At 68.0% G+C, this 25,100-nt stretch carries 22 protein-coding genes and 1 tRNA gene; 9 read left to right on the top strand and 14 right to left on the bottom strand.

Features of this window, described 5'->3' with window-relative positions; translation table 11 throughout:
• Positions 1-66 precede the first annotated feature (66 nt).
• Positions 67-139: transfer RNA gene (locus VET29_RS16565), tRNA-Ala, on the top strand.
• Between the two features lie 7 nt (positions 140-146).
• Here the strand turns inward: VET29_RS16565 and VET29_RS16570 are convergent.
• Complete coding sequence (locus tag VET29_RS16570; protein WP_324921087.1) at positions 147-1,571, bottom strand: tyrosine-type recombinase/integrase; 1,425 nt, start codon at positions 1,569-1,571, stop codon at positions 147-149.
• Between the two features lie 258 nt (positions 1,572-1,829).
• On the bottom strand, positions 1,830-2,300 hold the full coding sequence (locus tag VET29_RS16575) for a UPF0158 family protein (protein ID WP_324921089.1): 471 nt from the start codon (positions 2,298-2,300) through the stop codon (positions 1,830-1,832).
• 350 nt (positions 2,301-2,650) lie between these two features.
• On the opposite strand from VET29_RS16575, the gene VET29_RS16580 reads away from it, so the two are divergent.
• Entirely contained in the window at positions 2,651-3,583 is a 933-nt protein-coding gene (locus VET29_RS16580; RefSeq protein WP_414636514.1) for a phosphorothioated DNA-binding restriction endonuclease, read from the top strand.
• A 15-nt stretch (positions 3,584-3,598) separates the two neighbouring features.
• Here VET29_RS16580 and VET29_RS16585 read toward each other — a convergent pair whose 3' ends face one another.
• Entirely contained in the window at positions 3,599-5,182 is a 1,584-nt protein-coding gene (locus VET29_RS16585) for a plasmid pRiA4b ORF-3 family protein (protein WP_324921093.1), read from the bottom strand.
• Positions 5,183-5,226: 44 nt separating this feature from the next.
• Here VET29_RS16585 and VET29_RS16590 point away from each other — a divergent pair, with 44 nt between their 5' ends.
• Genes VET29_RS16590 through VET29_RS16600 form a run of 3 tightly spaced genes read left to right on the top strand, consistent with a single transcriptional unit; the run spans position 5,227 to position 10,277 of the window.
• Positions 5,227-6,714 (top strand): hypothetical protein, encoded by a 1,488-nt coding sequence (locus tag VET29_RS16590; protein WP_324921095.1) that lies wholly within the window; start codon positions 5,227-5,229, stop codon positions 6,712-6,714.
• Between the two features lie 40 nt (positions 6,715-6,754).
• Entirely contained in the window at positions 6,755-9,016 is a 2,262-nt protein-coding gene (locus VET29_RS16595) for a 2OG-Fe(II) oxygenase (protein ID WP_324921097.1), read from the top strand.
• Between the two features lie 13 nt (positions 9,017-9,029).
• Complete coding sequence (locus VET29_RS16600) at positions 9,030-10,277, top strand: DUF6880 family protein (protein ID WP_324921099.1); 1,248 nt, start codon at positions 9,030-9,032, stop codon at positions 10,275-10,277.
• Between the two features lie 155 nt (positions 10,278-10,432).
• On the opposite strand, the gene VET29_RS16605 is transcribed toward VET29_RS16600, so the two are convergent.
• Both VET29_RS16605 and VET29_RS16610 read right to left on the bottom strand, forming a co-directional pair.
• Positions 10,433-11,248 (bottom strand): hypothetical protein, encoded by an 816-nt coding sequence (locus tag VET29_RS16605; protein WP_324921128.1) that lies wholly within the window; start codon positions 11,246-11,248, stop codon positions 10,433-10,435.
• Positions 11,249-12,046: 798 nt separating this feature from the next.
• Complete coding sequence (locus VET29_RS16610) at positions 12,047-12,442, bottom strand: helix-turn-helix domain-containing protein (RefSeq protein ID WP_324921101.1); 396 nt, start codon at positions 12,440-12,442, stop codon at positions 12,047-12,049.
• A 99-nt stretch (positions 12,443-12,541) separates the two neighbouring features.
• On the opposite strand from VET29_RS16610, the gene VET29_RS16615 reads away from it, so the two are divergent.
• The gene (locus VET29_RS16615) at positions 12,542-13,297 is read left to right on the top strand and encodes an SDR family oxidoreductase (RefSeq protein WP_324921103.1); all 756 of its coding nucleotides are present in this window, start codon (positions 12,542-12,544) and stop codon (positions 13,295-13,297) included.
• A 329-nt stretch (positions 13,298-13,626) separates the two neighbouring features.
• Here VET29_RS16615 and VET29_RS16620 read toward each other — a convergent pair whose 3' ends face one another.
• The 6 genes from VET29_RS16620 to VET29_RS16645 all read right to left on the bottom strand — a co-directional run bounded on the left by VET29_RS16620 (position 13,627) and on the right by VET29_RS16645 (position 19,458).
• Complete coding sequence (locus VET29_RS16620; RefSeq protein ID WP_324921105.1) at positions 13,627-14,415, bottom strand: class I SAM-dependent methyltransferase; 789 nt, start codon at positions 14,413-14,415, stop codon at positions 13,627-13,629.
• 118 nt (positions 14,416-14,533) lie between these two features.
• Entirely contained in the window at positions 14,534-15,997 is a 1,464-nt protein-coding gene (locus VET29_RS16625; RefSeq protein ID WP_324921106.1) for an amidase, read from the bottom strand.
• 138 nt (positions 15,998-16,135) lie between these two features.
• A complete protein-coding gene (locus VET29_RS16630; protein ID WP_324921108.1) occupies positions 16,136-17,365 on the bottom strand; it encodes an RNA polymerase sigma factor in 1,230 nt (409 codons plus the stop codon).
• On the bottom strand, positions 17,362-17,685 hold the full coding sequence (locus VET29_RS16635; RefSeq protein WP_324921110.1) for a YciI family protein: 324 nt from the start codon (positions 17,683-17,685) through the stop codon (positions 17,362-17,364). Before VET29_RS16635 ends, VET29_RS16630 begins: the two co-directional genes overlap by 4 nt.
• A 40-nt stretch (positions 17,686-17,725) precedes the next feature.
• Entirely contained in the window at positions 17,726-18,346 is a 621-nt protein-coding gene (locus tag VET29_RS16640; RefSeq protein ID WP_324921112.1) for a dihydrofolate reductase family protein, read from the bottom strand.
• A 155-nt stretch (positions 18,347-18,501) separates the two neighbouring features.
• Positions 18,502-19,458 (bottom strand): NADP-dependent oxidoreductase, encoded by a 957-nt coding sequence (locus tag VET29_RS16645; protein ID WP_324921114.1) that lies wholly within the window; start codon positions 19,456-19,458, stop codon positions 18,502-18,504.
• A gap of 81 nt (positions 19,459-19,539) precedes the next feature.
• Here VET29_RS16645 and VET29_RS16650 point away from each other — a divergent pair, with 81 nt between their 5' ends.
• Positions 19,540-20,121: a helix-turn-helix domain-containing protein gene (locus VET29_RS16650; RefSeq protein WP_324921116.1), complete on the top strand. Its 582-nt coding sequence runs from the start codon at positions 19,540-19,542 to the stop codon at positions 20,119-20,121.
• A 113-nt stretch (positions 20,122-20,234) separates the two neighbouring features.
• Here VET29_RS16650 and VET29_RS16655 read toward each other — a convergent pair whose 3' ends face one another.
• The gene (locus VET29_RS16655; RefSeq protein WP_324921118.1) at positions 20,235-21,125 is read right to left on the bottom strand and encodes a helix-turn-helix transcriptional regulator; all 891 of its coding nucleotides are present in this window, start codon (positions 21,123-21,125) and stop codon (positions 20,235-20,237) included.
• Between the two features lie 67 nt (positions 21,126-21,192).
• Entirely contained in the window at positions 21,193-22,020 is an 828-nt protein-coding gene (locus tag VET29_RS16660; RefSeq protein WP_324921120.1) for an SDR family oxidoreductase, read from the bottom strand.
• A gap of 816 nt (positions 22,021-22,836) precedes the next feature.
• On the opposite strand from VET29_RS16660, the gene VET29_RS16665 reads away from it, so the two are divergent.
• The gene (locus VET29_RS16665) at positions 22,837-23,421 is read left to right on the top strand and encodes a dihydrofolate reductase family protein (protein WP_324921122.1); all 585 of its coding nucleotides are present in this window, start codon (positions 22,837-22,839) and stop codon (positions 23,419-23,421) included.
• Positions 23,422-23,584: 163 nt separating this feature from the next.
• On the opposite strand, the gene VET29_RS16670 is transcribed toward VET29_RS16665, so the two are convergent.
• On the bottom strand, positions 23,585-24,592 hold the full coding sequence (locus VET29_RS16670; protein WP_324921124.1) for an RNA polymerase subunit sigma-70: 1,008 nt from the start codon (positions 24,590-24,592) through the stop codon (positions 23,585-23,587).
• 140 nt (positions 24,593-24,732) lie between these two features.
• Here VET29_RS16670 and VET29_RS16675 point away from each other — a divergent pair.
• Positions 24,733-25,100: serine hydrolase domain-containing protein (locus VET29_RS16675; RefSeq protein WP_324921126.1), on the top strand; the 368-nt coding region annotated here is incomplete at its 3' end.

A 25,100-nucleotide genomic window follows, 5' to 3' on the forward strand; every position in this document is an offset into this window, starting at 1 on the left:
AGGGAGGGAAGCCACGGACCCCGCTGCGGACGCCCTCGTGGCATCGGGTAACTTGTACTACACACCGGGGCTGTAGCGCAGCTGGTAGCGCACCACACTGGCAGTGTGGGGGTCAGGGGTTCGAACCCCCTCAGCTCCACAGTTGATCAAAGCCTTTCGATCGTGGCGTTTTTGCCTGGTCGGAGGGCTTTTCTCATGAGTTCGATGAGTGTGGTCCGGTGTGGACGTTGGTCGCGAGTGTGCACCGAGACGGAGGAATTCGGGAGGATTCTCGCCTCCCGGTTGGTGATCATTTCGCCGCGGTGTGGCTTGATGTGCTGCGGTCGAGGGTATCGATGACGGAGTTTGTCGGTTGTGCGTAGCGTGGCAGCGGTGTGGGGTGCATGTGGGGCTGACCTGGGTGCTGGCGGTGTGCGGCGGGGTCGGCTGTCTTTGGGGCGGCGGGTTTGGTGGGCGTAGTACCAGCGGCGTTCGAGGTTTTTGAGAAGTTCGGGTTCGATCTCCGGGGCGACGTGGCTGTAGACCTCGGCGAGTCGGTTGGACAGATGGTGTCCGAGGCGTCGAGCCTGTGCGATTTCGGGGATCTTGTCGGCAATCAGCCAGGTCTTGTGGCTGTGTCGTAGGCCGTGGAACGTCAGCCCAGGGCGGACAGGTTGGGCGCCTTTGCGAGTGTTGCCGTCGACGGCGGGCCGGAACACGCGGCGGTCGAACGTGCTGCGGCGCAGCCGGCAGCCGAGAGGACTGGTGAACACGAACGTGCCGGTGGTGGCGGCGAGGTGTTCGCGGAGTAGTTCGATGAGGAATGGGGGCAGGGGGATGGTGCGGGCTGAGGCGGGTGTCTTGGGTGGGCCGAGCCAGAGTTCGTGGGCGGATTCGTGCAGGGCGCCGATCTCGGGGTCGATGATGATGGTGCCGCGGTCGAGGTGGATGTGGTCACGTTGGAGGCCGGCGAGTTCGCCCCAGCGGCAGCCGGTCCAGGCGGCGGTGATGACGAGCAGCCCGGCGGAGGGGCCGCCGAGCATGGTGGCTTGGTCGGCGATCTGTATTACGTGTTCGGGCATTGCGAACACCTTCTCCAGCCGCGAAGGGGCGTGGTCGCGTCTGCGGCCGCGGCGACGTCGGCGGTGGACGGGGTTGGTGGGGATGAGGCGTTGGTCGACGGCGTCGTCGAGCATCATGGAGAAGACGGTGAGGATGCCGGCGACGGTGGAGGCGGCATAGCGTTTGCGCAGGTCCTTGCGCCAGGTGGTCACGTCGAGGGCGGTGATGTCACCGAGGGTGGTGTAGCCCCAGCGGGGGAGGATGTGGTTACGCAGGTAGGCGCGATAGTTCTCCTCGGTTCGTGTTTCCACGTCCACGGTTTCCACCCACACGACGGACCAGGCCGACGTGGTGATGTTCCCGGCTGCTGGATCAATCCAGGAGCCTCGGCGCCGGTCGGATTCGAGATCGTTGGCGTAGTCGGTGGCGGCTTTCTTGTTGCTGAATCCGGAGATGGAACCGTAGCGGCCGGTGTCTCGCTGGTAGCGCACACGCCAGGCATGTTGTCCGGTTTGCTCGATCCAGGCCATGACAACCTCCCGTGAACCTGCGATGGAGTGGTTGACGACCGGTATGCGCTTCATATCGCTCGTGCGCAAGTCGATCAAGCAGCGAGTAGTTGCCGCTACGCACGGGGTGAGGATGACGGGGCTGACGCAGATCGCGTCGGCGGTTGAGGCCCCGCCCGGGCTCATGCCGACACGGTGATTGTGCAGGTGGCGTGGAAGGTGAGCAGCAGCGCTGTCGGGCCGGGACGAGCGGGTGGTGCTACTGATCGACTCGGTTGCCTAGGGAAGGTCCGGGGTAGGGTGCTCGGCGATGTACTGAGTGGCCGCGCTGTTGTCGATGAGTGAGTTGTCGACCAGCCACTCGATCGCGCGGTTGCGGGCTCGGGTGTCGCGGAAGGTGTACCAAACGGGCAGTAGTTCTGGGAACTCCTCGTGTAGTTCGTCCTTGAACCGGCGGAAGGCGCCCTTTCCCTGGATCACCCGGGTGAGTCGCCGGCTGGCGCGTTCGTCGCTGACTCGTTCGGCGAAGTCGGCCATGTCCTGGTACCAGACGTAGGACGGCAGCGGGTTGATGGGGAGTTCGTCCAGTTCGTCGAGGTCGATGGGTGTCTTGCCGTCGATGCCGGTGTCGGAGGTCCAGAACAGGATTTCTCCGGTGTCCGGGTTGATCAGCCATCGGTGTTCGTAGTCGGTCTGGTTCGACAGGGCTTGGGCGATGTCGTCCAGGTCAAGTCGACTCAGGTCCAGCATTCGGACCACCGTAGTCTCTGGCGGAGGCCGGGTGCCTGCGATAGTCGGAGTCATGCAGTCTCGCCGCCACCGTATGCGCGAGCCGGCTCGCCTGGCCTCCGCACGGGACTGGGTTCGCTCCGGTGCGCCAGTTACCGTGGGCAACTCGATGACACGCGGTTCGTCGACCCTGACTGGGTGTGGGTGGGTGGCCGGCGGATGTTCGTCGTGGGCTACACCGGCGGCGGTGCTCCGTTCGGCGTGTGGGAGGACGAGATCGAAGACTCGCCGCAGGCGGCGCGGCTGCGCCACGCGGTGGATCGCCGGGTGCTGGGTTGTGTTGGTGGTCGAGTTCGGCGGTGGGGTCGGTCATGATTGCGGGTGTGGGGACTGGGGCGATGACCGAGGTCGAGGTGTTGGCGTGTCTGTCGTCGTTGCGGCGGCATCAGCGGGCGGGGCAGCGTTCGCCGCACAAGTCGTTGTTGGTGTTGTACGTGCTCGGTCAGTTGGTTGCGACCGGGTCGAGCGCTGTTGCGTGGTCGGCTGCGGTGGAGAAACTCGCGGATCTGATTCGTGATCACGGTACGCCGTCGGTGACTCCGCCGGGGCAGCGGGCGGCTTATCCGTTCACCCGGCTGCGTTCGGACGGGATCTGGATTCTTGACCGTGATGTGCCGATGGATCGGGTGCAGCCGCTCACGGCTAACCGGGTTGTGGGGCGGCTGGATCCGCGGCTCGAGGATGCCCTGCGCGATCCGGAGATCGCTGCCGCGGCTGCCCGGTATCTGGTTGAGGCCGAGTTTCCGCCGACCGTCGCGCCGGATGTGTTGATGGCGGTCGGGCTCGATCCCGACACGATTCTCACCACGACTGACCGGTTCGCCGCGGCGAGGCCGCGGCGGAGTTCCTGGACTGCTGCCGTTCTGACCGCGTGGAACCGGCAGTGCGCGTTCTGCGGTTTTGACGGCCAGCTCGGCGCGGCCACTGTTGGGGTCGAGGCGGCGCATGTTCGGTGGTTCAACTTCGGCGGACCCGATGACCCGGACAACGGCCTTGCCTTGTGCTCGCTGCACCACAAGTTGTTCGACCGTGGCGCTCTGGGTCTCAGTCTTGGTGATGATCTGCGGATCGCCGTGTCGGCGAGCTTCACCAGCCGCACCAACACTGGCCAGGCCGTGTATGACCTCCACCGACGACCTTTGAACCCGAGACCCGGTACCCCGTCCCCCGCCGAGGCACACGTTGTCTGGCACACGCGCGAGGTCTTCAAGGGCCCGGCACTGACTTCAGGCCCCGTCAGGTGACCAAACGGTTCGGTATTACGTGGCGGCAAGCTTGTGTAGCCGCGTGTTGATGGCCTCGGCGTCGAAGGGCACGGGGTCCTCGGGTTCGTCGGGGTCGTAGTACTCGATCGGGTTGTCGCCTTTGCCGGTGACGCATTCCGGTTGCGGTAGTGGGTGGTCGTGGAGGACCTTCTCCAGCAGGATCTCGTGTTTCCAGCTCGCGCCGAGGTCGTAGGTGTGGGAGATCGTGGCCTTGGAGTGGGGCAGCGCCTGGTGTAGTCGCATTGTGTGCTCGGGCACGGTTTCCTCGAGTCCGTGAAGGGAGTCGGCGTAGTGGCGGCGGCCCACGGTGAAGATGTGGAGGTGGTCGTCGTCCCAGCCGAACAGCGCGATGATCACGTGGTGGAGTGTCTCCAGGGTTGCGTTCTCCGCGATCAGCACCCGGCGCCAGCATTGCCCGGACAGCGAGATCCTGAGTTGTTGGACCGGTACGGCCGTCCCGGCCACGGTGGCGAGGGCTTCGGCGACCGCCGCCGCGTGCGGGTGCCCGCTGTTGACGATCCGGTCGATCCCGCCGGTGCCGAGGTCGATGTCGGCATGGTGAAGGGCGTCCGTGGCGGTGTAGCGTGCCGCGGCGACGCCGTGGTGGGCGAGGTCGGCGTGGGTGTACTCCGTGGCCAGCCAGACCAGGTCGCTGGTGTCGGGCATGGGTGCCAGTTCGTGCTGGTGTGCCAGGAGGCGGGTGTGTGCGGCCAGGTTGGCGGGCATCGGTTCGGTGGTACGCAACGCGGTGACCGCCTTGTCGCCCAGATCGCTGATCAGTGTGATGGCCGTGATCTGTTCGGCGGGGGAGGCGTCGGCAGCGGACGGGACGAGTTCCGTCACGATCTGTTCCCTGGTGCGGTCGCCGAACCAGCGGCGGGCCCGGTTCCAGGCGTCGATCTCGTCGGTGCCGGCCAGTTGTTCCAGCAGGTCTGCCGCCGGTAGCTCGGGGGTGATCTGGGGCGGCACGATCTTCCGTAGCTCCGCGTGGACCCAGGCGCCCAGTGGTGTCAGCTCTGTTCCCCTGATGGCACCGAACAGTCGCAGCAGGGCCAGCGCGGCCCCGGCCGGGTGGACGCGGCCGTGGCGCTGAGGGTCCGCCAGGCTGTCCCAGTCGCCGCGGTCGTACATAAGGTGGTTGACCCGGTGCTGCAGGCCCCAGCCGTCGTCGACGTGCTCGCGGGTTACGACGTCCATGGTCACCATGGCGGTGATGCGGGGGTCCACGCCCATGGTGTCGGTGGCCTCGGCGGCCAGCAGCGCCTGCAATCCCGCCCACCAGGCGGCGAGTGGGTCGTTCAACCGGCCGGCATGGACCGCGCGGCCGTCGGCGATGGTGATCAGACCTGCGGCGACGGCCGTGAGCCAGGGCCGGTGCACCTCGGGCCTGTCGGCTGCCCGCCGGATCTTCGCCCGGGTGAGGATCCCCAGTGCTGCCGATGCGGTGGGAACGTCGGCGGGCCGTAGTGACCCGCCAGCGGTGACCGGTACGCCGTCCTCGCCGGCCCACTCGGCCAGGCGGACCGCCGCCGCGATCACGGGACAGGCACTGGCGGCGCGTGAAAGATCGGAAGGCACCCGGCCGAAGATACCGGCCGTCCGACGGTCACTACCGTGTCGGCATGCTCAACCGTGCCTCGGTCAGGATCGTTCGGGATGTCCGTGAGTGGCTGTCCGGCCGTGACGTGCCTGATGGTGACTGGCTGGCGGACGGGGACGCGGTCTGTTGTCTGGAGGTTCTGCTCGAGGCGCGGGAGAACTGGCTCAACAGCCAGGATCCGACGTTGTGGAAGACCGGTGACGTGCACCGGCTGCTCGTCGACACGGCTGCTCCCCGGCTCACGGATGTCTATCGGTTGACGGAGTTGGGCCCTGTCGTGGTGCGGGTGTTGGTGGACTTTCTGGACGACACCGATCGGTTCCACCCGGCCAGCATGCGGGTCGCGGCGCTGCGTAAGGAGTTGGACCGGGCGGCCGCGCGGTTTCCCGCGGCGATGGCGGACGAGTCGGTGTGGCGTCTGGCCAAGCGGGTCTTCGTCGCGATGCGCACCGACGGGGTCGACCTCGCCGACGACGCCGCGGTGGATGCCTGGGCCGCCGAGTTCAGCACGGCGCCGGCCGCGCGGCGGCGTGCGGTGCTTGGTGTTCTGCTCGACCGGCAACCCGAACTGCTGACGTGTCAGTTCGTGGTCCGGGACAGTCAGGTCGCCGCGATAGCGCCGGGTGTGCCGGTCCCGCCGCAGTTCCGCCGACATGACCCGGACACCTGCCCGGACTGCTCGGCGGTGCCGATCAACCCGCCGGTCGCCCTGCCACCGGTCGACGAACTCGCCAAGGTCGCGCGGGAGTCGATGCTGATGCGCGGGATGCTCGCGTTCGGGCGGTGGGCGGGTGCGGGCAGGGGAGTGACCAGGAAGGGCTTTCCCTCATCCGCCGATTCCCGGTTGCTGGCCGATGCCCTGGGCACCGAGGTTGGTGGTTCCGTCCGTGATCCTCGTGATCACGCCGCTTTGATCCGCGGCTGGTGGTTGGCCCTGGAAGTCGAGATCCTGCGGCTGCACCGGACCACGGTGGTCGCCGGTCCGGGGCTGGCGGCGGTGGAGCGGGCAATGGCCGACGATGCCGGCCCGGAGCACGTTCTGTCGGTGTGGAAGGAGATCGTCGACATCGCGGTGACCGGTCCGACGCCACTGGCCCCCGGGGACGGGTCGGCACCGGAACTGGACGAGTTCAGCCGGCCCTGGGGGCCTAGGGCTCTGGGTGAGCTGTACCGGGCCGATGGGCCGGTGGACCTCGGCGGTCTGATCGACAAGCTGGTCACCGACTACCACGGGCCGGGCGCCGACGAGATGCTGACTGTGCTGGCCGGTGTGGCGGTGCGTACCGGTCTGCTGGTCGGGACCGAAGCCGGGGCGGTCGCCGTCACCGTGCCCACCGACATCGATACCGAGGTGGTTCGCGCGGCGAGCGAGCTCCCGGGTGAGCCGATCTGGGCCGTTGTCCCTGTTCCGGGTACCACGGTCGAGCTGACGCCGCTCGGCCGCTACCTGGTACGGCTGAACCTGCTGGCGGAGGGAACCCACGCGCCGCTTCTCGAGCCGGCGACGTGACCCAGGTGGGCGATGTCCGGTGAGCACAGTGAGGGGACACATGGCAAGGACGGCACGGGATCGGTTGGCGGGGCTGTTCGACGACGTCGAGCCGGCCGGGTCGTTCAGTGCTCAGCTGTTGGCGCCGGCACATCTGCTGGAGCTTGAGGTGTCCGGGGTCGGGCCGGTACGGCTTCCGATCCGCGCGCCCCAGGCGAAGAAGCTGATCGCGGTGGCGCGGCCGGCGATGTTCGGCCGGGGGGCGGAGACGTTGTCCGACACCGGTGTCCGTGACACGTGGGAGTTGACTCCGGACCAGTTCACGCTCGGTGGTCCTGGTTGGATGGCCCTGTTGGACGGCGTGTTGGAGCACTTCCGTGACGAGTTGGGCCTGCCGCGGAGCGCGCGGTTGCGGATTGAGCCGCACGCGATGCTGGTTTATGGCAAGGGGCAGTTCTTCCTCCCCCACCAGGACTCGGAGAAGCACGACGCGATGGTGGGCACACTGGTGATGTCGCTGCCCTCGGCGCACACCGGCGGGGAACTGGTCATCGACCACGCAGGGGAGGCCAGGACCTACCGCGCGTCGAGGGAGGACCTGACGTTCGTCGCGTTCTACTCCGACTGTCGGCACGAGGTGACGCCGGTGCGGTCCGGGTACCGGGTGACGATCACGTTCAACCTGCTCGCCGACACCGGGACTCCGGCGCCGGAGGCCGGTCCGGTCACCGAGTTGGCGCAGTGCCTGACCGAGCACTTCACCATGCCGGCTACCCCGCGCTACGGCGGGCGGGAGATCGACCCGCCGAACCGGCTGGTCTTCCTGCTCGACCACGAGTACACCCAGCGGGGCCTGGCCTGGCACCGGCTCAAGGGCGCCGACGCGGAGCGAGCCGCGCTGCTGCACACCGCAGCCGAACAATCCGGGTGTGAGACGGTGCTGGCGCTCGCCGAGGTGAAGGAGACCTGGGATGTCGAACCGTCTGACGAGTGGGTCGACTACTACGACGAGGACTATGACGATGCGGATCCCGGCGAGTACCAGCTCACCGATCTGATCGACGACGAGATCACCCTTGGCTGGTGGACCAGCCCGGACGGCGGCGGCGAGCCGATCTCGCTGTATGTCCCCGACTACGAGGTGTGCGCGACCACCCCGAGCAAGGCTCTGGAGCCCTACGAGTCCGAGTACGAGGGCTACATGGGCAACTACGGCAACACGGTGGACCGGTGGTACCGGCGGGCCGCGGTCGTCGTGTGGCCTCGGGACCGGGCGTTCGCGGCGCGTGCCGAGGCCGGATCGCAGTGGGCGTTGCACGAGCTCCGCGACCGCATCGACGCCGGCGACCTGGTGGGAGCACGCGCTGCGGCGGAGTCACTCGCACCGTTCTGGAACAGAACCGCGCCACGGACGGAACTGCTGGCCGCCGCGTTGGACGTGGCCGCGGGTCTGGGTGCTGCCGGGACGGCCGCGATGCTACTGGAGCCGTTCCATGTGGAGACGCTTACGCAAGAGCACGCGGGCGGCCTGGCGGCAGTGGCCGGGCGGTATGGCCAGGAGTGGACGCGGAATCTCATCAACGGGTGGTTCGGGCGGGGACGCCACCCCGGGACCGACCGGCACGAGTGGGTCGAGGGACTGCCAGGGCTGTGCGAGGCGCTGCGTGCCGCCGGGAGACCGGAGGTGGTGCGGCTGCTGGCCGCCGGAACCTGGCACTGGCTGGACGACGAGCTGCGGACCTGGACCACGACCGCGCGTACCGAGATCCGCCGACCACAGCTGGAGAAGCTCAGTTCACCGTTGACACGGCTGGTCGAGGCTGCTGACGACACGCTGCGCGAGGAGATCACCACGGCGCTGCGCGTGTACGGGGACACGGTGCTGGAGTGCCTGATGCCGGCGCTGCGTGTGGTGGCCTCGCGGTCGGCGGCGGGCTTCGACGAGATCGCGCGGGACTGCGCGCGACGGCTCGCCGCCATCCTCGCGCGACCGGAACGGGAGGACGACGACTGGTCGATCGCCTGGACCGGGTGCCGGTGCGAGCTGTGCGACACGCTGGCGAAGTTTCTCGGCTCCCGGTCGCGGCGGACCTTGGAGTGGCCGCTGGCGAAGGATGGACGCCGGCACGTGCACGCCCAGATCGACGCGGCCGGGTTGCCGGTGCGGCACCAGACCCGGCGGCAGGGCCGGCCGTACACACTCGTGCTCACGAAGACCGATGAGCTGTTCACCCGCGCCAGGACCGCGCGGCACACCGCCGAGACCGACCTGGCTTGGCTGACCGCGAAGCGGGATGACCTGTCGGCGCGAACACAGAGGTGACGCAGGAGGCTGGATGGCACTCGTGACGAATGTCGAAGTGGAGCGGGCACGTCGGTTGATCGACGGGTTGCGGCGCGATCGCCGGACGCACCCGCGCCACGGACGAGGTGAGTATTCCCAGCTGGCGCGGGACGTCGTGGCGGCGTGTGCGGCGCTGATCGACAGTGAGCCGGCCGCTGTGCCGGCTCTCGCGCGGCGTGCGGTCGATCTGGTGACGACGGCGTTGATGTACGTCGACGATTCTTCCGGCGTCCTGAGTGAGGACCTGCGTGCGCTGATGGTCGTCCACGCGCGTGCCTGCGCGGTCGCGCCACCCGATCCGAAACGGCTGGCGGGCTGGTTGGCGAAGTTGCGGCTGGATGGGCCGGGTTGGCCGGACTTCGAGCTGCGTGACTACGCGGTCGCGCTGGGGGAGAAGGGCCGTGCCGAGCTGGCGCGTCGGGTCGAGGACCGTGCGCGGACCGCGGAGCCGGATGCGTTCGGCAGGACGCCTTTCGGGATTCGTGTGCTGCGCGAGCAACTGGCCGAGATTTCCGGCGATGTCGACCGCTACGTCGCGGTGTTGGCCGAGGATCTCTACGCGGCCCCGCAGTACCGCAAGATCGTCAACGTGCTGCGGAACGCCGGACGCGTGGCCGAGGCGGAGCGGTGGGCACGACAGGGGCTGGGGATCGGTAACTCGATCGACAAGGGCAAACTTCGTGACGACTATGTGGACCTGCTGCTCGAGCGCGGCGCCAGTGACGAGGCGTTCGCCTTGCGGTGGCAACTGTTCGACGGGAACCCGATCAAGACGAACTACGATGACCTGCGTCGCACCGCCGAACGCATCGGTGACTGGTCCGGTGTACGTGACAAGGCGGTCAGCCGGCTCCGGGAGGCCACCATCGGGCAGCCCTGCTATGCCGACCACCTCATCGGCGTGTACCTCGACGAGGGGGAACTGGACGAAGCCTGGCAGGTCGCGGCCGACCATGTCGAGGACCTGTTCGACTCACGCTGGCAGCAGCTCATCGAGCTGCGCCAACCCACTCATCCAGGGGACGTGATCGAGCCGTGGCAACGGCTCGTCCAGCGCCGGCTGGACGCCAGCACCGACAAGTACCGGTACGGCAAGGCCATCAAGATGCTCCGGCGACTCCGGGACGCCTACCACGCCGCCGGTGACGCTGCCGGCTTTGACAGGTACCTCGACCACCTGCGTGACCGGCACAAACGCAAGACGTCGTTCATCGCCAAGCTCGATCATGCCAACCTGTGACGCCGCGATGTGTGCGACAGCCGGCTCACGGATGGGAAACGGCTTCGCGGTGCGGATTGGCCTATTCGATGACGCGGGCGAGGTGGTCGGGCTCGGTTCGGTTGTCCGTCATGCTCTGTGGGTGTGGGTGGCCATGGGCATAGGGCCGGCAGCGTTCAGTCAGTTCGGGCGGTGTGGCCGTGTGTGCGGCCAGCCAACGGATCCAGTCGGGGTAGCAGGGCGACGAGCCGGACGGCGAAGTCGTTGACGTAGAAGCCGTGCACGTGCTGCATGAACAGGGCGACGCGGTGTGGGGAACACGCGGTGAACACGGCGTCGATGTTGTTGATGCACCAGGAGTCGGCCAGTTCGGAGGCCATTTCGTCCGGGTCTTCCGGCAGTTCCTGCTCGCGGTCACGCAGCCAGGTGGCGAACTCGGCCGCGGCGGTGGCCGCGTTCAACCCGCGGTCGGGTGGGGTTCGTCGTCGCGACGCGTGCTTGACGGCTTCGGCCAGGCGTTTGCTGCGGTGGTACTCGGCGAACTGTTCGGTGTTCTCCCCGCCGGCACGGAGAGGTCCTTCCTCGGCGGGGAGCAGGTCGGCCAGCAGCCACGGGTCGTCCACCGGGGCCAGTTCAGTGCCGGCGGCGGTTGGGCCGACTCCGGTCTGCCAGGCGGTGAGTGCTGCCTCTGGTGTGGGGTAGTAGCCGCTGTGGACGGTGAAGGCCTGGTGTCCGCAGGCGTCGATGTCCCACAGGTACCAGCGTTCCGGCTGATCGTCAGTGGTGATGGGTGCGGTGACGGCGAAGCGGCTGCCGTATCGGTCGCGGGTCCACCGCACGGGTCCGGTCACCTCGGGGCCGGAGGGCGTGGGCGGCAGCGTCCGCCTGCCCGTCGTGTCTCGCACGGTGTTCCGCAACCGTGTGATCGCGTCAGCCGCGATCTGGCTGTACGGGTACGGCAGGATGGTGGCTACTGCGGTGAGTACTACCACCGCCGCAGGCGCCAAGCCGCCCTCGGCAGGTTGACCCCCCTCGAATACGAAGCAATCATGACCACACCAGCCAGCCAGGCTGCGTGACTACAACTGTCACCTACTCGTGCAGCAGACCCATGTGACCCTGTGACACCTGCCGGGGAGCGGCGCGAACTTGAGTCGCCCAGTCCGGGACTCTGCCATGACCAAGGACATTAAGCAATCTCCCAGCGCGAGAAACTCGACGTAGTTAGGTCAGGCGCGCCGTTCTTGCCAGTGCACGACGCCGTGGATGAGGTCGCCGTCCCAGAGGCGGTCGTCGAGGGCGGGTTGCCAGTCGTCTTCACTTGGTCTGGTGTAGTAGCCGCGTTCGATCTGGCCGAATGAGGTTCACACCGAATGGTGGACAGGTTCTCCCACGATCTGGAGCGGGCCGCTCGATACGAGCCCTGGCGACGCGTTCGAGGACAAGCTTGAACTTGTCGCCGAGGGCCGCGCCATCGCCATCCTGCCCGCCGGTGACCGGCGCAGCACGCTGCGCGCGGACCTCGCGACCGTTCCCGTCGAGGGCTTCGACCCGTGCCAGGTCGTGCTCGCCACTCGCGCCAATGACCCCAACCCACTGGCGACCGAGTTCCACGACATCGCGGCAACCCACCTCAGCTGATGTCTTCCGCCGGATAACTTGGCGGGTGTGGTTCCCGACCTGCGCGGCTGACCGTGTTCGCACACACGGTAGCTGTCGGGGCATATCAGAGCCTCCATCAAACAATGAAGGATCGAGGTTTCCAACGTTGTCCGGAAACCTTGGCGTTGTCAGTTCTGGTCGTCGTGTCGTGTCTGGGCGGTCAGGATGGCGTCGCCGTGGTCGGCCACCCAGCGCATGAGCTGGCGCAACGGTTTGGCGGCGCTGTGGCCCATGTCTGTGAGCGCATAGCTGACTCGCGGCGGGATGGCCGGCTCGACCGTGCGCTCGACAAATCCGTCTCGGGAGAGCAGGCGCAGCTTCTCCGACAACACCTTCTCGCTGATCCCGCCGATCTGGTCACGCAGTTCGTAGAACCGCAGCGGACCTTCGGCCAGTTTGACCAGGACCAGCGGTGCCCAGCGGCTTGTGACGTGGTCGAAGATGGTCCGGCCCCGGCATTCGCTGTGGAACAGGTCACTGTGCCTGTTGCGGGGAAGTCGCTTGGCCTCAACATTTTCTCCCATGTTGGGAGCTTACGCACAGGTAAGTCCTTACCTTGAGTAAGCCCGATGGTTAGCGTCGGCTCTCCCATGGCACATGAGGAGGAACTGATGACGAGCACAGTGGCACTGGTCAGCGGAGCGAGCCGCGGTATCGGGGCGGCGATCGCGCGTGGCCTGGCCCAGCGCGGACACCACGTGATCGTGAACTACCACCGCAATGCCGATGCGGCCAAGCAGGTGGTCGCCGACATCGAGGCGGCAGGTGGCACCGCCGCGGCCGAACAGGCCGATGTGTGCGACGACGCGCAGGTAGCCGCACTGGTCGACCGGATACGCGCCGAGCATGGGCGCGTGGATGTGCTGGTGTGCAACGCGAACACGGTCCAGCCGCCGTTCGAGCCGCTCGCGTCGCTGCCATGGGACGCGTTTGTCGGCAAGGTCGTCGGCGAACTCGCCGGTTCCTACCACCTGACCCAGCGAGTCCTGCCGATCATGCGCGAGCAGCGTGCCGGACGGATCATCTACATCTCCAGCACCGTCGCCGACATGGTCGGCATCATCGCCGCGCACTCCACCGCGAAGGCGGCGCTGAACACGTTCAGCCGGCACGTCGCCGCGGACGCCGGGCAGTACGGCGTCACCGTCAACACCGTCGCACTCGGCGCGGTGAACACCGACGCCACAGCCGGCGTCTTCGACGACGACAGGCGCGCATCCTTCGCGCAACGGTCGGTTCACGGCCGAGTTCTCGAACCCGGGGACATCGGCACCGCGGTCTCATTGCTCGCCGACGGCGGCTTCGGCTCAGTCACCGGCCAGGTGATCCGCCTCGACGCCGGATTCGACGTGCTCAACCAACAACTGGCCGCCTCCTGACCAATCCCGCCCGTCAGATCAGATGAGCACCGGGGGACGTCCTGGCTGAGCGCGTCGGTCGCGAAGAACACGCCCCAGCCGTGGCTGCCGGTCAGGTCGACGGAGAAGGCACTCTCGTGCCGGCGATCGGTAGGCACCCAACACCGCTCGCCGTCGGCAGGATTGCGTCGAACAGCGGGATCGCCCGTGCCGACCTGTCATGCTGCGCCGACGCGTGCCGAGTGCCGAGTGCCGCGTCGTCGCGGAGGCGATGGGTCGGCTCCGCGCCACCGCCATCGCGTACGCTGTTGCTGAGGAAATGCCACAGAACTGGGACATGCCGACGAGCGTCAGGCCGGCTTGCGGCCCCATGCGGTGATCATCGGTGCGAGCATGAGGTGTACGGCGCCGCTGGCGAGGTTCGCGAGGTGTGTCTCGATCTCTTCGGGGGTCGCCAGTTTCGCGGCCAGCAGTTGGTCGCGGACGTGCTGGACCGTGGCCGCCTCCAGGATGGTGCAGGCGCGTGATCCGATCGGGAAGTAGGCGTCCGCGCTGACGTCTTCCAGGTTCGCTTCACGCAGCAGCCTGTGCAGCGTGCGACCGTACGCGAGGTCCGCACCGCGCTCGGCCATCAGTGCGCGGATACGGGTGCGCATCCGGTTGGCCAGTTCCTCGGCGGGGCCGCGCTGGTCTGGACAGGCGAGCGGCTGCAGTGAGGGGTCCCCGTCCTCGATCACCAGCCAGCCGCCTGGCCGGAGCGCGTCGGTCATGACCCGCAACGCGGCCGCGCGGTCCTTCAGGTGGACCAGCACCAGTCGGGCGTGGACAAGGTCGAACTTCTCCGCCGGCGGCGGGTCGGTTATCACGTCGTGGCGACGTACTTCCAGTGCACCGCCTGCCGCGGCCTCGGTCCACGACACGTCGATGTCGGTGGCGAGCACCCGGCCGCCGGGTCCCACGCGCTCTGCCAGGCCGTTCGGTACCGAGACGCCGCCGGCACCGACCTCCCAACACCGCCACCCCTCGCCAAGTCCCAGGTCGTCGAGGTGGCGAAACGTCCATGGATCGAACAGTTCGGCGAGCGCCGCGAACCGTTCGCCCGCTTCCGGACGGCGGTTGTCGAGCAGGTAACGGTTCACGGCAACAGCATGACCCCGCCAACGTCCCGCGAGGACTGACGTTGACCAACATCACGTGTTCGGCGAAGTGCAGAACTGCTCAATCTCGTCTCCCGCCACCACAACGGCTGAAAGCCGCTCATGCCGCTGGTCGAGCAGGTGCCTGGAAACCACCGGTCTGGTGCTCGAGCAGTTCGGCCAGCCGCAGCGGGGTGCGGTCCTCGAACATCGGACCGATGAGCTGCACTCCGACCGGCAGGCCTTCGGGGGACCGGCCGGTCGGTATGGCGGTAGCGGGCAGGCCGGGCATGGTGGCCACGCCGGCCCAGACGAGCTGGTCGAAGTACGGGTACGCGACGCCGTCGATGTCGATGCGCCGTTCCAGCGGGTTGGGGTTGTGGTCGTGCGGGAACGCGGGGGTTGGCGTGATCGGGCACACCACGGCGTCGAACTCGGTGAACAGCCGCCGCCAGCCGTGGCGGTGGTTTTCGCGGCGGTTGTTGACCTCGAGCCAGTCGCGGTGGGTGAACACCATGGCGCGCAGCCGCGCGGCGTCGAGACTCTGGTCGTCCGCGCTCAGTCCGGCCGCGCTGGTCTGCAGCTGCTCGTAGGCGTCAACGGGAAAACGCGCGACGGAGCCCGAGAACAGCAACTGCGTGTAGAGCGTCGCGGCTTCGGTCAGACCGGGCAGCAGCGGGCTGTGCCGTTCGACGCGGGCGCCGCTGCCGGCGAGCGCGTCGGCCACCCGGTGCACGCCCGCCCGCACAGCGGACCCGGTCGGAATGAGCGGATGCTCGTCGAGAACCAGGACCCGGAAGTCGCCGAGCCGCTCGTGGCGAGCGGGCGGCAGGGTCACGGTGTGCGCCTTGCCGAGCGTCAGCGGGTCCGGTCCGGCCATGACGTCGAGCAGGAGTTCGAGGTCGCGGGCGGTACGCGCCATCGGACCGGCGACAGCGAGGTCGAGATCGACCGGCAGTGCCGGCTCGGAGGGCGGGACCATGCCGCGGGTCGCGGCCAGTCCGACCGTGGGTTTGTGCGCGTAGATGCCGCAGAAGTGTGCGGGGGTGCGCAGCGAGCCGGCGAGGTCGGAGCCGATGGACAGCGCGCCGAACCCGCACGCCAGGGCTGCGGCCGACCCACCGGAGGAGCCGCCCGACGTGCGAGCGTGGTCCCACGGGTTGTTGGTGGTGCCGTGGATCTCGTTGAAGGTCTGGATGTCCTGCAGCCCCAAGGGCACGTTGGTCTTGCCGAGGACCACCGCGCCCGCGGCCTTCAGTCGCGACACCTGTACCGCGTCCTCGACCGGCATGTAGTCCCGGTGTTGCGGCATGCCCCAGGTCGTGGGCAGCCCGGTCATGTTGTAGGACTCTTTGACCGTCACCGGAATGCCGAGCAGCGGTCGGTCCTCACCGCGCGCGCGTGCCTGGTCGGCATGGTGCGCGGCGGCCCGCGCTCGGTTGAAGTCCGGGACGCAGATCGCGTTGATCGCCTCGTCGTCCCGCTCGATACGGGCGATCGCATCGTCGGTCAGTTCTACAGAGGACACCGCACCGGCGCGCAACGCGGCGGCGAGTTCTTCGGCCGTCTGAAAGCTCCACTCCATGAACCCGAAGCTATCGACCTGCCACAGAGGACACGAAATTCCGTTTCGCGCAACAGGTCGCTGGTGTGACAGGTTGCGAAATGCATCGGCAGGCGCCCACCGACCTCCGCGTGGGGTGCCAGTCGGAATCCGTGGGTGCTACTGGAGTTGGTCGCGGCGGCGGGTCAGGTAGGCGGTCTCTGCGGTGTTGCCGGCCAGCTCGATGGCCTTGTCGTACGCCGCGCGTGACTGCTGACTTTCGCCCAGTCTGCGCAGCAGGTCGGCGCGGGTGGCGTGGTAGGCGTGGTAGCCGGCCAGCTTGTCCTCGAGGCGGTTGACGGCCGCCAGTGCCACCTCCGGGCCGTCGAGCTCGGCGACCGCGATGGCCCGGTTGAGGGCGACGATCGGCGAGAGGTCCACGCGGATGAGCTGGTTGTACAGGGCGAGGACCTGTGACCAGTCGGTGTCGCGCATGTCGCGGGCGGACGTGTGCACGGCGTTGATCGCCGCGAGGATCTGGTAGCGGCCCGGAGCGACCCCGGCGCCGGCAGCGGCGAGGCGTTCGCGCACCAGCCGGTGGCCCTCGGCGATCAGCCCGGTGTCCCAGGCGCCGCGGTCCTGCTCGTCGAGCGCGACCAGTTCGCCGGTGGCCGAGACCCGGGCGGGCCGGCGGGCCTCGATGAGCAGCATCAGCGCCAGCAGTCCGGCCACCTCACCGTCGTTCGGCAGGAGGGCGCGGATCAGGCGGGTGAGCCGGATCGCCTCGGCGGTCAGGTCGTGGCGCAGGGGATCGGTGTCGGGCCCGGAGGCCAGGTAGCCCTCGTTGAACACGAGGAAGAGGACGGCCAGTACGCCGGAGACGCGGGACGGGAGGTCCTCGGCGGACGGCACGCGGTAGGGGATGCGCGCCGCTTTGATCTTGGCCTTCGCGCGGGTGATCCGCTGTCCCATGGTGGTCTCGGCCACCAGGAAGGCGCGGGCGATCTCGGGCATGGTCAGACCGCCGACCATGCGCAGCGTCAGTGCCAGGCGGGCTTCCATCGCCAGCGCCGGGTGACAGCACGTGAAGATCAGCCGGAGCCGGTCGTCGTCGATGGCGCCGAGGGGCTCGGGCGGGTCGTCGTACACCATCTGAGCCTCCTTGTGCTTGTCGTCGCGCTTGTTCTCACGCCGGATCCGGTCGATGGCCTTGCGGTTGGCGGTGGTGGTCAGCCAGGCGCCGGGGTTGGGTGGCAGGCCGTCGGCCGGCCACCGCTCGACCGCGGTCGCGAACGCCTCGGCGGCCGCCTCCTCGGCGATGTCGAGGTCACCGAAGCGCCTGGTCAGTGTGGCGACCACCCGTGCCCACTCCTCGTGGTGCACCCGGGTAATCGCCTCAACGTGGCTCACTGGAACGGACGCACCTCGATCTTCCGGTCGCAGACCTTCGACGCCTCGGTGGCGAGCTTGAGCGCCACATCGAGATCGGGGGCCTCCCACACCCAGACGCCGGCCAGGTACTCCTTCGACTCCGCGAAAGGCCCGTCGGTGAACACCGCCTGCTCGCCCCGGTTGTCGATGACCGTGGCCGCGTCGGTGTCGGCGAGTCCGCCCGCGAAGACCCAGTAACCCTCGGCGATCAGCCGTTCGTTGAACGCGCTGATGGCAGGCTGCCTGTCCGTGCTGCCGGGACTGTCCTTGTCATCGATCACGGAAACCAGATACCGCATGTGAAGATCACCTTCCGTTGTGTGTCAAGACAGCGTGGTTTCAGGCCGTCGGGTACCGCGGGTGCCCGGCCGGCCGGTAGACCTGGATCGTCACGCCCTTCGAGTCGACTCGCGACTCGACCAGGTCGAGCGCGAGATCCGGGCCGTTCTCCGGGAACAACCGCGCGCCCTGGCCGAGAACGACCGGGACCACGAGCAGCGTCATCTCGTCGACCAGGTCGTTCGCGAGCAGCCACTGGATCAGGGTGCCACTGCCGTGTACCTGCAGCTCACCGCCCGGCTTTGCCTTCAGCTCCCGGACGGCGGCCGCGAGGTCGCCGGGCAGGACGGTGGTGCCCGCCCAGGCGGGATCGGTGAGCGTGGTCGACGCGACGTACTTGGGCCGGTTGTTCAACGACCGCATGACGGGCTCCCAGCCAGGGACGTCCTGTTCCGTCAAGGTGCCCCACGAGGCCGCGAACAGCTCGTAGGTCCGCCGGCCGAACAGGAACCCGTCGGCGCGGTCGTAGGTCTCGTTCATGAACGCGTGGGTCTCGCTGTCGCCCTTCCCCAGCGCCCACCCACCGCGCTCGAACCCGTTCCCGCGGTCCTCCTCCGACGCGCCACCGTTCCCCTGCGTCACTCCATCAACGGTTACCTGGGTCATGGTCGTCAGCTTCATGATCGTGGTTCCTCACCTTTTGGCGCCGCCCCTCGCGAGCGGCCTCACCCCTGCTACGAACACCTCCACCCCGATCCGACACCGCCTCCCAGATTTCTTTGAGAACTTTCCGGGACGCCCGTTATCAGCGATCCGCCGCGCGAGGACGGTTGGTGCTACAGGTCGATGACGACCTTGCCGTGCACGTGCCGGCCCGCCTGGAGTTCGGCCGCGCGGCGGATCTGTTCGACCGGGAAGCTCGCCGCGATGGGCACCCGGAGTTGGCCCCTCGCGACCAGGCGGGCGACCTCGTCCAGCGCGCCGGGCGCGGCGTTCGCGCCGTTGGCCGCCGACACGCCGTCGACCTGTGCGGCGATTGTGCAGATGCGAGCGTCCGGTACGCCGAGTTGCCTTGCCGCGTGCGCTGTCTCGGTCCCGTGCAGGTCGATGGCCGCGGTGACACCGGCGGGCGCGAGGGTTCGGACCCGGTCGGCGAGGCCGTCGCCGTAGGCGACCGGCTCGGCGCCGAGATCGCGGAGGAAATCGGCCGAGCCCGCCGATCCTGTACCGATCACCCGCGCGCCCGCGAGCCGGGCCAGCTGCACGGCGAACACCCCGACCCCGCCCGCCGCGCCGCCGATCAGCACCGTGTCGTCCGGGCCGGGGTCGACCACCGCGAGGGTGGCGGACGCCGTGCGGCCGGCGACCGCGAGGGTGGCGGCGGTGCGGTCGTCGACGCCGTCGGGGGTGCGGTGGACCTCGTTCGCCGCGACGCCCTCGGCCAGGTCGATCACCACGTGGTCTGCGACGGCGCGGGACAGGGCGCCCCCGAACACGCGGTCGCCAGGCGCGAAGCCGGTCACCCCGGCGCCGACCTGGTCGACCACTCCCGCGTAGTCGGTCCCGAACCCGGCCGGGAGGCTCAAGCCGAACCGGGCGGCGGTGTCCGCATCGGCGGTCATGATCCAGTCCATCGGGTTCAGGCCGGCCGCGGTGACCCGCACACGGACCTGCCCCTGGCCGGCCTGCGGAGCGGGAATCTCCTGGACGTCCAGGACTTCGGGGCCGCCGAACGAATCGAGCCGGACCGCCCTGCTCCTGCCTGCCGGCGGTTGATCGTGCTGTTCTCGCATGTACACCTGTCTCCTCGGCAGCGAAACGGACTATGCTCCGTTTACATGGACGACGGTAACACAACCGGAGCGTGATCCGTTTTGACTGATGTGGAGACACGCGCGCCACGGGCGGACGCGGCCCGCAACCGCGACACGTTGCTCACGGTGGCGACCCGCGTGTTCATGTCGGCTGACGCCGAGCCGTCGATGCGTGCGATCGCCCGCGAGGCGGGGGTCGGCATCGCCACGCTCTACCGGCACTTCCCGACCCGCGAGTCGCTGGTCGACGCGGTCTACCGGGACCAGGTCGTGCGCCTGACGACCGGCGCCCGCGAGCTGCTCGGCCACCTACCCCCGGCCTCGGCGATGCGGCGCTGGATGGACCTGTTCGGGGACTGGATCGCGACCAAGAACGGCATGCTCGAGACGCTGCTCGCGATGATCGAATCGGGCGAGATCGCCCACGTGCGGACCCGCACCGAGCTACTGGCCGCCATCACCACGATCCTCGATGCCGGCCGCGCGGCAGGTGACCTCCGCTCCGACGTCAGCCCCGAGGACATCGCGGCCTCCCTCATCGGCATCTTCACCGTGGCGCCCCGGCCCCAGCATGAAGCCAAGGCCAGTCGCCTGCTGAACCTCCTGATGGACGGCCTCCGGACCACCGCCCGGCCAACCTGAGCCGGCCTCGGGACCGGCGACACCGAGACCCCGGTCGAGCCACCCCTCGCCGCAGCGAGCCGACATCCGCCAGCCGCGAGTCACGCGGCGCGACCGACTGAAAGGTTGGAATATCAGCTGAGTGCTTGAATCTCGGTCGCTAGCCTCTCCTGGCCGGCCGCCCACGATGCCAACAGGGCCAGACCGTCCGCGGACGCCGTGCCAGCGGGCGCGGTGTAGACGTTCAGGAGCAGGCCGGGTTCGGCAGGCAGCTCCATCGACTCGACGTCCAGGTCAAGCCGGCCCACTACCGGATGGTGCACACGCTTGGCTCCGGACCGGTGGAGCCGAACGTCCTGAGATGCCCACCGCTGCCGAAACAGTTCACTGCGTGTCGACAATTCACCGACCAGGGCGATCAGGTCCTCGTCGTGCGGATTCCGGCCGGCTTCCATGCGTAGCTTCGCGGCCACATCGCGGGCGATTCGGTCATAGTCGACGAAGAACGCCTCTGCCGCCTCGGGATCCAGGTACACGAACCGCGCGGTGTTCGCCGGCCGTCGCGTGTCGGCCAGCACCGGCGAATACAGCGCGCGGGCAAGGTGATTCATGGCCAGCACGTCATAACGGCCGTTGCAAACCCAGGCCGGCGCGTCGGTGATGGCGTCGAGCACCCGGCGAAGTGCGGGACGCACCGTCGCGGCGGGTCGCCGGCGGTGTGGACCGCCGGGCGCCCTGGACTGCCGCGCGAGGTGGAACAGGTGATCGCGCTCGGCCTCGTCGAGTTGCAATGCGGAGGCCAACGCGTCGAGCACCCCGTCGGAGGCGCCGGCGAGGCTGCCGCGCTCCATGCGCACGTAGTAGTCGACCGATACCCCTGCCAGTAGAGCTACCTCCTCGCGACGCAGACCTTTGACCCGGCGGTTGCCGCCGTGTGCGGGCAGTCTGGCCCGCTCGGGCGTGATCCGCGCGCGACGGGAGCTCAGGAACTCCTTGATCTCAGTGCGCAGATCGGTCGTCGCCACCTCGTCACCGTAGGCCCTGTCCGCAGGCGAAGGGAGGTCCTGCTGGTACCCCCAACGGCGTCGACGCCTAGGTACCTGACGCGGTCGTGGCGATGCCGCCGTCGATCGGGATGATGGTGCCCGTGAGGTAAGAACCGGCCCGGCTGGCGAGGAACACGGCGATACCTGCCATGTCGTCGTCGCGGCCGAGCCGGCGCAGAGGAGCCTTCGCCGCGATCGTGTCGCCGATGGCATCGAGCGTGGACGCCATCATCTTCGACGGGAACGGTCCTGGGGCTACCGCGTTCACCGTGACGTGCTCTGGGCCCAGTTCTCTGGCAAGCACTCTGGTGAGTTGGTGGAGTGCCGCTTTGCTGCTGGCGTACGAGTAGTTGGGCGACTCGGCGACGTGGATGGCGGCGATACTGCCGATGTTGATGATCCGCGCGGGATCATCGGCGGTGCCCGCCTTGCGAAGTGCGGGGAGCAGCGCCTGCACCAGCCAGAACGGCGACTTGAGGTTGATGTCGATCACCGCGTCCCAGGCCTCGCCCGGGAACGTCTCCAGCGGCTCGCGCCACATCGCTCCCGCGTTGTTGACGAGGATGTCCAGGCGTTCCGAGTCGGCCTTGACAAGATCGGCGAGGCGCTGGCACTCGTCGTTCCTGGACAGGTCGGCGGGGATTGCTTGCACGTCGCCGAATTCGGACAGTAGGTGCTGTGCCTCCGCGCACGTGTCTGCCTTGCGTGAGCTGATAACGACGCGGGCGCCCGCCTGCAGAAGGCCGCGCGCTATCATCATGCCAATGCCACTGGTGCCGCCAGTGACAAGTGCGTGTTTCCCACTCAGATCGAAAAGGTCTGCGTGAGTGGTGAACTGGTTGTCCGACGTTTGGTCTTCGTTCCTTGCTTCCACGGCAGAAGGTTGGCAGGCGCCCTGGATTCCCGGGAGACCCTGGTGATACAGGTACTGTCAGAGCCACCCTTGCCTGGTGCGCTGGCCTACGCTGCCACAACCCCCTTCTGGATATTAGGGCAAGAGTCTCGGGGCTTTTGTTGTAGAGTACCTCGCCGCGCCGAGTGTGGATCGTCATCCGATCGCTGTGTCCGTCTCGGCGCAAGGCTTGGGGATGCCTATCGAGCTATGGCGGAAGAACGAGCGGAGGTCGGCGAAGCTGGGTTGACTGGGCTAAGAATCTACTTATGGAAGCAACACTGTCGTGCGGCGTGTTGTGTGGAACTATTGGGGTTGAATACAGTCAGGAGACTCCGTCGAAACTGAAAGATGGCGTCGCTGGGTTGTCGTCCGAACTTTTCGCTTCTCGGGAGCTTGTTGAGTTCGATATCGCCTGAAAGAAGCTCTTGGGGAACATTTTCGGGGTGGCGTCATGACTGGGTGGACGGCGGGGAACTTTTATTCCGGCTGGGCGCCGTTCAATGCTGAGAAGGTTTCAGTGTCGGTGGACAAGACGGTGTCCAGGCGGGCGGGCGTTGCACTGGGGCGTGCGGTGTTTCGCAAGGAGAGGCGCTACCGTTCGTGATCTGGAGTGCGCGTGCCGTGGCCTGGGTGGCTCATGGGCGGGGCCGCTCGTACCTACCGGTGTCGTCGCCGGTGTCGCGTGTCTGATCGTCGAGGCGTGGATCGACTATCTGCGGACGCAGAGCGTGCACCGATTAGGTTCTCGCGCCGCGACCGTCTGTATGTGTGAGATCAACACAGGAGGCTGGCGCCATGCGGAAACTGACCTTTGGCATGAATGTGACCCTGGACGGCTACATCGCCGCGCCCGGTGACGACATCGGGTGGAGTGGGAGTGAGGGGCCGGACTCGTCCCCTAGTGACGAGCTGTTTCAGTGGTGGTCCGACCGGGTGGCGGCGACGAGCCTGGCGCTGTATGGGCGCAAGCTGTGGGAGGCGATGAGTTCCCACTGGCCGACCGCCGACCAGCAACCCGGCGCCACACCGGCGGAGATCGAGTTCGCCCACCGCTGGCTGGACATGCCGAAGGTGGTGTTCTCCTCGACGACCAGCACGGTTGACTGGAACACCCGCCTGGTCACCGGTGACGCCGTCACCGAGATCACCCGGCTCAAGGCCGAGGGCGCCGGCCCGATGGACATCGGTGGCGCGACGCTCGCCGGGGCGGCCATGCGGGCCGGGCTGATCGACGAGTACGTGCTGGTCACCGTGCCGGTCCTGGTGGGTGGCGGCACTCCGTTCTTCACCGCGCTGGACAGTTGGGTGAACCTGGCCCTGGTGGAGGCCCGGACGTTTCCCGGCGGCGTACTGCTGACCCGATACGAGACCAGACGATGAACCCCCGCTCGACCGGCTCGTGAGGCCAGGGCGAAAACGCGCACCGTGAGGCCCTGGCGTTGCGAGTGAGCTGTTGACCGCCGGCGGGGGGAGCTGGTGGCGTCCTCATTCCGCGGTGACTGCCGCCCGTGCGCTGGACCCGTCGACGGTGGGGACACGCGGATCACAGTGTCGGGGGTAGGTCCAGCCATGGTTTGTCGGTGGTGTCGAATCCGGTGAGTTCGGCGATCTTCCCGTCGACGATGTGTAGGACCGAGATGGCGAACGGCCGGTACTCCGGGTCGTCCGGAGTGCGGAGGTACAGCACGGCGGCTGGCATGCGGTTGACCGTCGTGGCGATGCCGCGCCAGTCGTCGTGGCCGGGTTGGAAGAGGCCGCCGGAGACCCAGCCGTCGACCGCGTTCTTGGCCGTCGTGGTCACGGTGCCCGGGTCGGGCAGCATCGCGAAGCGTAGGTCGTCGCGCAGGAGGGACATCAGGCCGTCGAGGTCGTTGCGCTCGTGGGCCTCCATGTAGGACTTCAGTACGGCGCGCTCGTTGTTCGACAGCTCGTGGGTGGCTGGGCTGCGCCAGTCGAGGCGGCGGTCGGGCAGTTGCTCGCGCATCGTCACGCGGGCCCGCTGTAGTGCACTCGTCACCGATGCGACGGTCAGGCCGAGAGCGTCGGCGGCCTTTGACGTCGGCCAGCCCAGGACGTCGCGCAGGATGAGCGCCGCCCGTTGTCGCGGCGGTAGGTGCTGGACGGCCACGACGAACGCCAGCTCGATCGTCTCCCGGGCCACCACCGATTCCTGTGGGTCCTCGGGGAGCATTCGGTCGGGGTAGGGCTGCAGGTACGGCAGCTCGGATGCGGAATCCGCCAGCTCGGACGGTACGGGTGTGCGGTCCTTGCGCTTGTCCAGGAAATCCAGGCAGGCGTTCGTCGCGATTCGGTACAGCCAGGTTCGCAGGGCGGCTTGGCCTTTGAACGACTCCCGCTTGTGCCACGCTCGCAGGAACGTCTCCTGGGTCATGTCCTGGGCGTCCTCGTAGTTCGCGAGCATCCGGTAGCAGTGCACCTGCAGCTCACGCCGGTGGCGCTCCGTGAGGAGCGCGAACCGCGCCGTGTCGCCTGAGTGGGCCGCCGCGATGAACGTGGCCTCGGCGGCGCCCAGTGGTCTGGCGTCGGTCATGGTCGTCAATCCTTTCACGATGTGAGGGGGCTACCAGAACTGACGACGTGGCGGACGATGTCTGATCGGTGACGCCGTTGCCACCTTGGTTCCACGGATACGATGTGGGCTCCACGCGGTCGACGAGACGTGGGGGGAAGATGGCTGGGGTCGAGGGGTTCGTCGCGGATGGGTTCGAGGCCGTGCGGGAGACGCTCCAGGGGTTCGTCGACGACGGTCGGGAGACCGGGGCGGGGCTGTCGATCTGGCGGGATGGCCGGGAGGTCGTCCAACTGTGCGCGGGGTGGGCCGACGCGCAGCGGCGGCACCCCTGGCGTGGTGACACGCTGGTGCAGCCGTACTCGCTGTCGAAGCCGTTCGCCGCGTTCGCCGCTCTGGTGGCCGTGAAGGACGGTGCGGTGGAACTGGACGAGCCCGTCGCGAAGTACTGGCAGTCCTACGGGCGGCATGGCAAGGACCGGACGACGCTGCGGCAGCTCCTCTCACACCAGGCCGGGCAGCCGCGGTT

The organism is Actinophytocola sp. (assembly GCF_035634895.1).
In the GTDB taxonomy this organism is placed as follows: Bacteria; Actinomycetota; Actinomycetes; order Mycobacteriales; family Pseudonocardiaceae; genus Actinophytocola.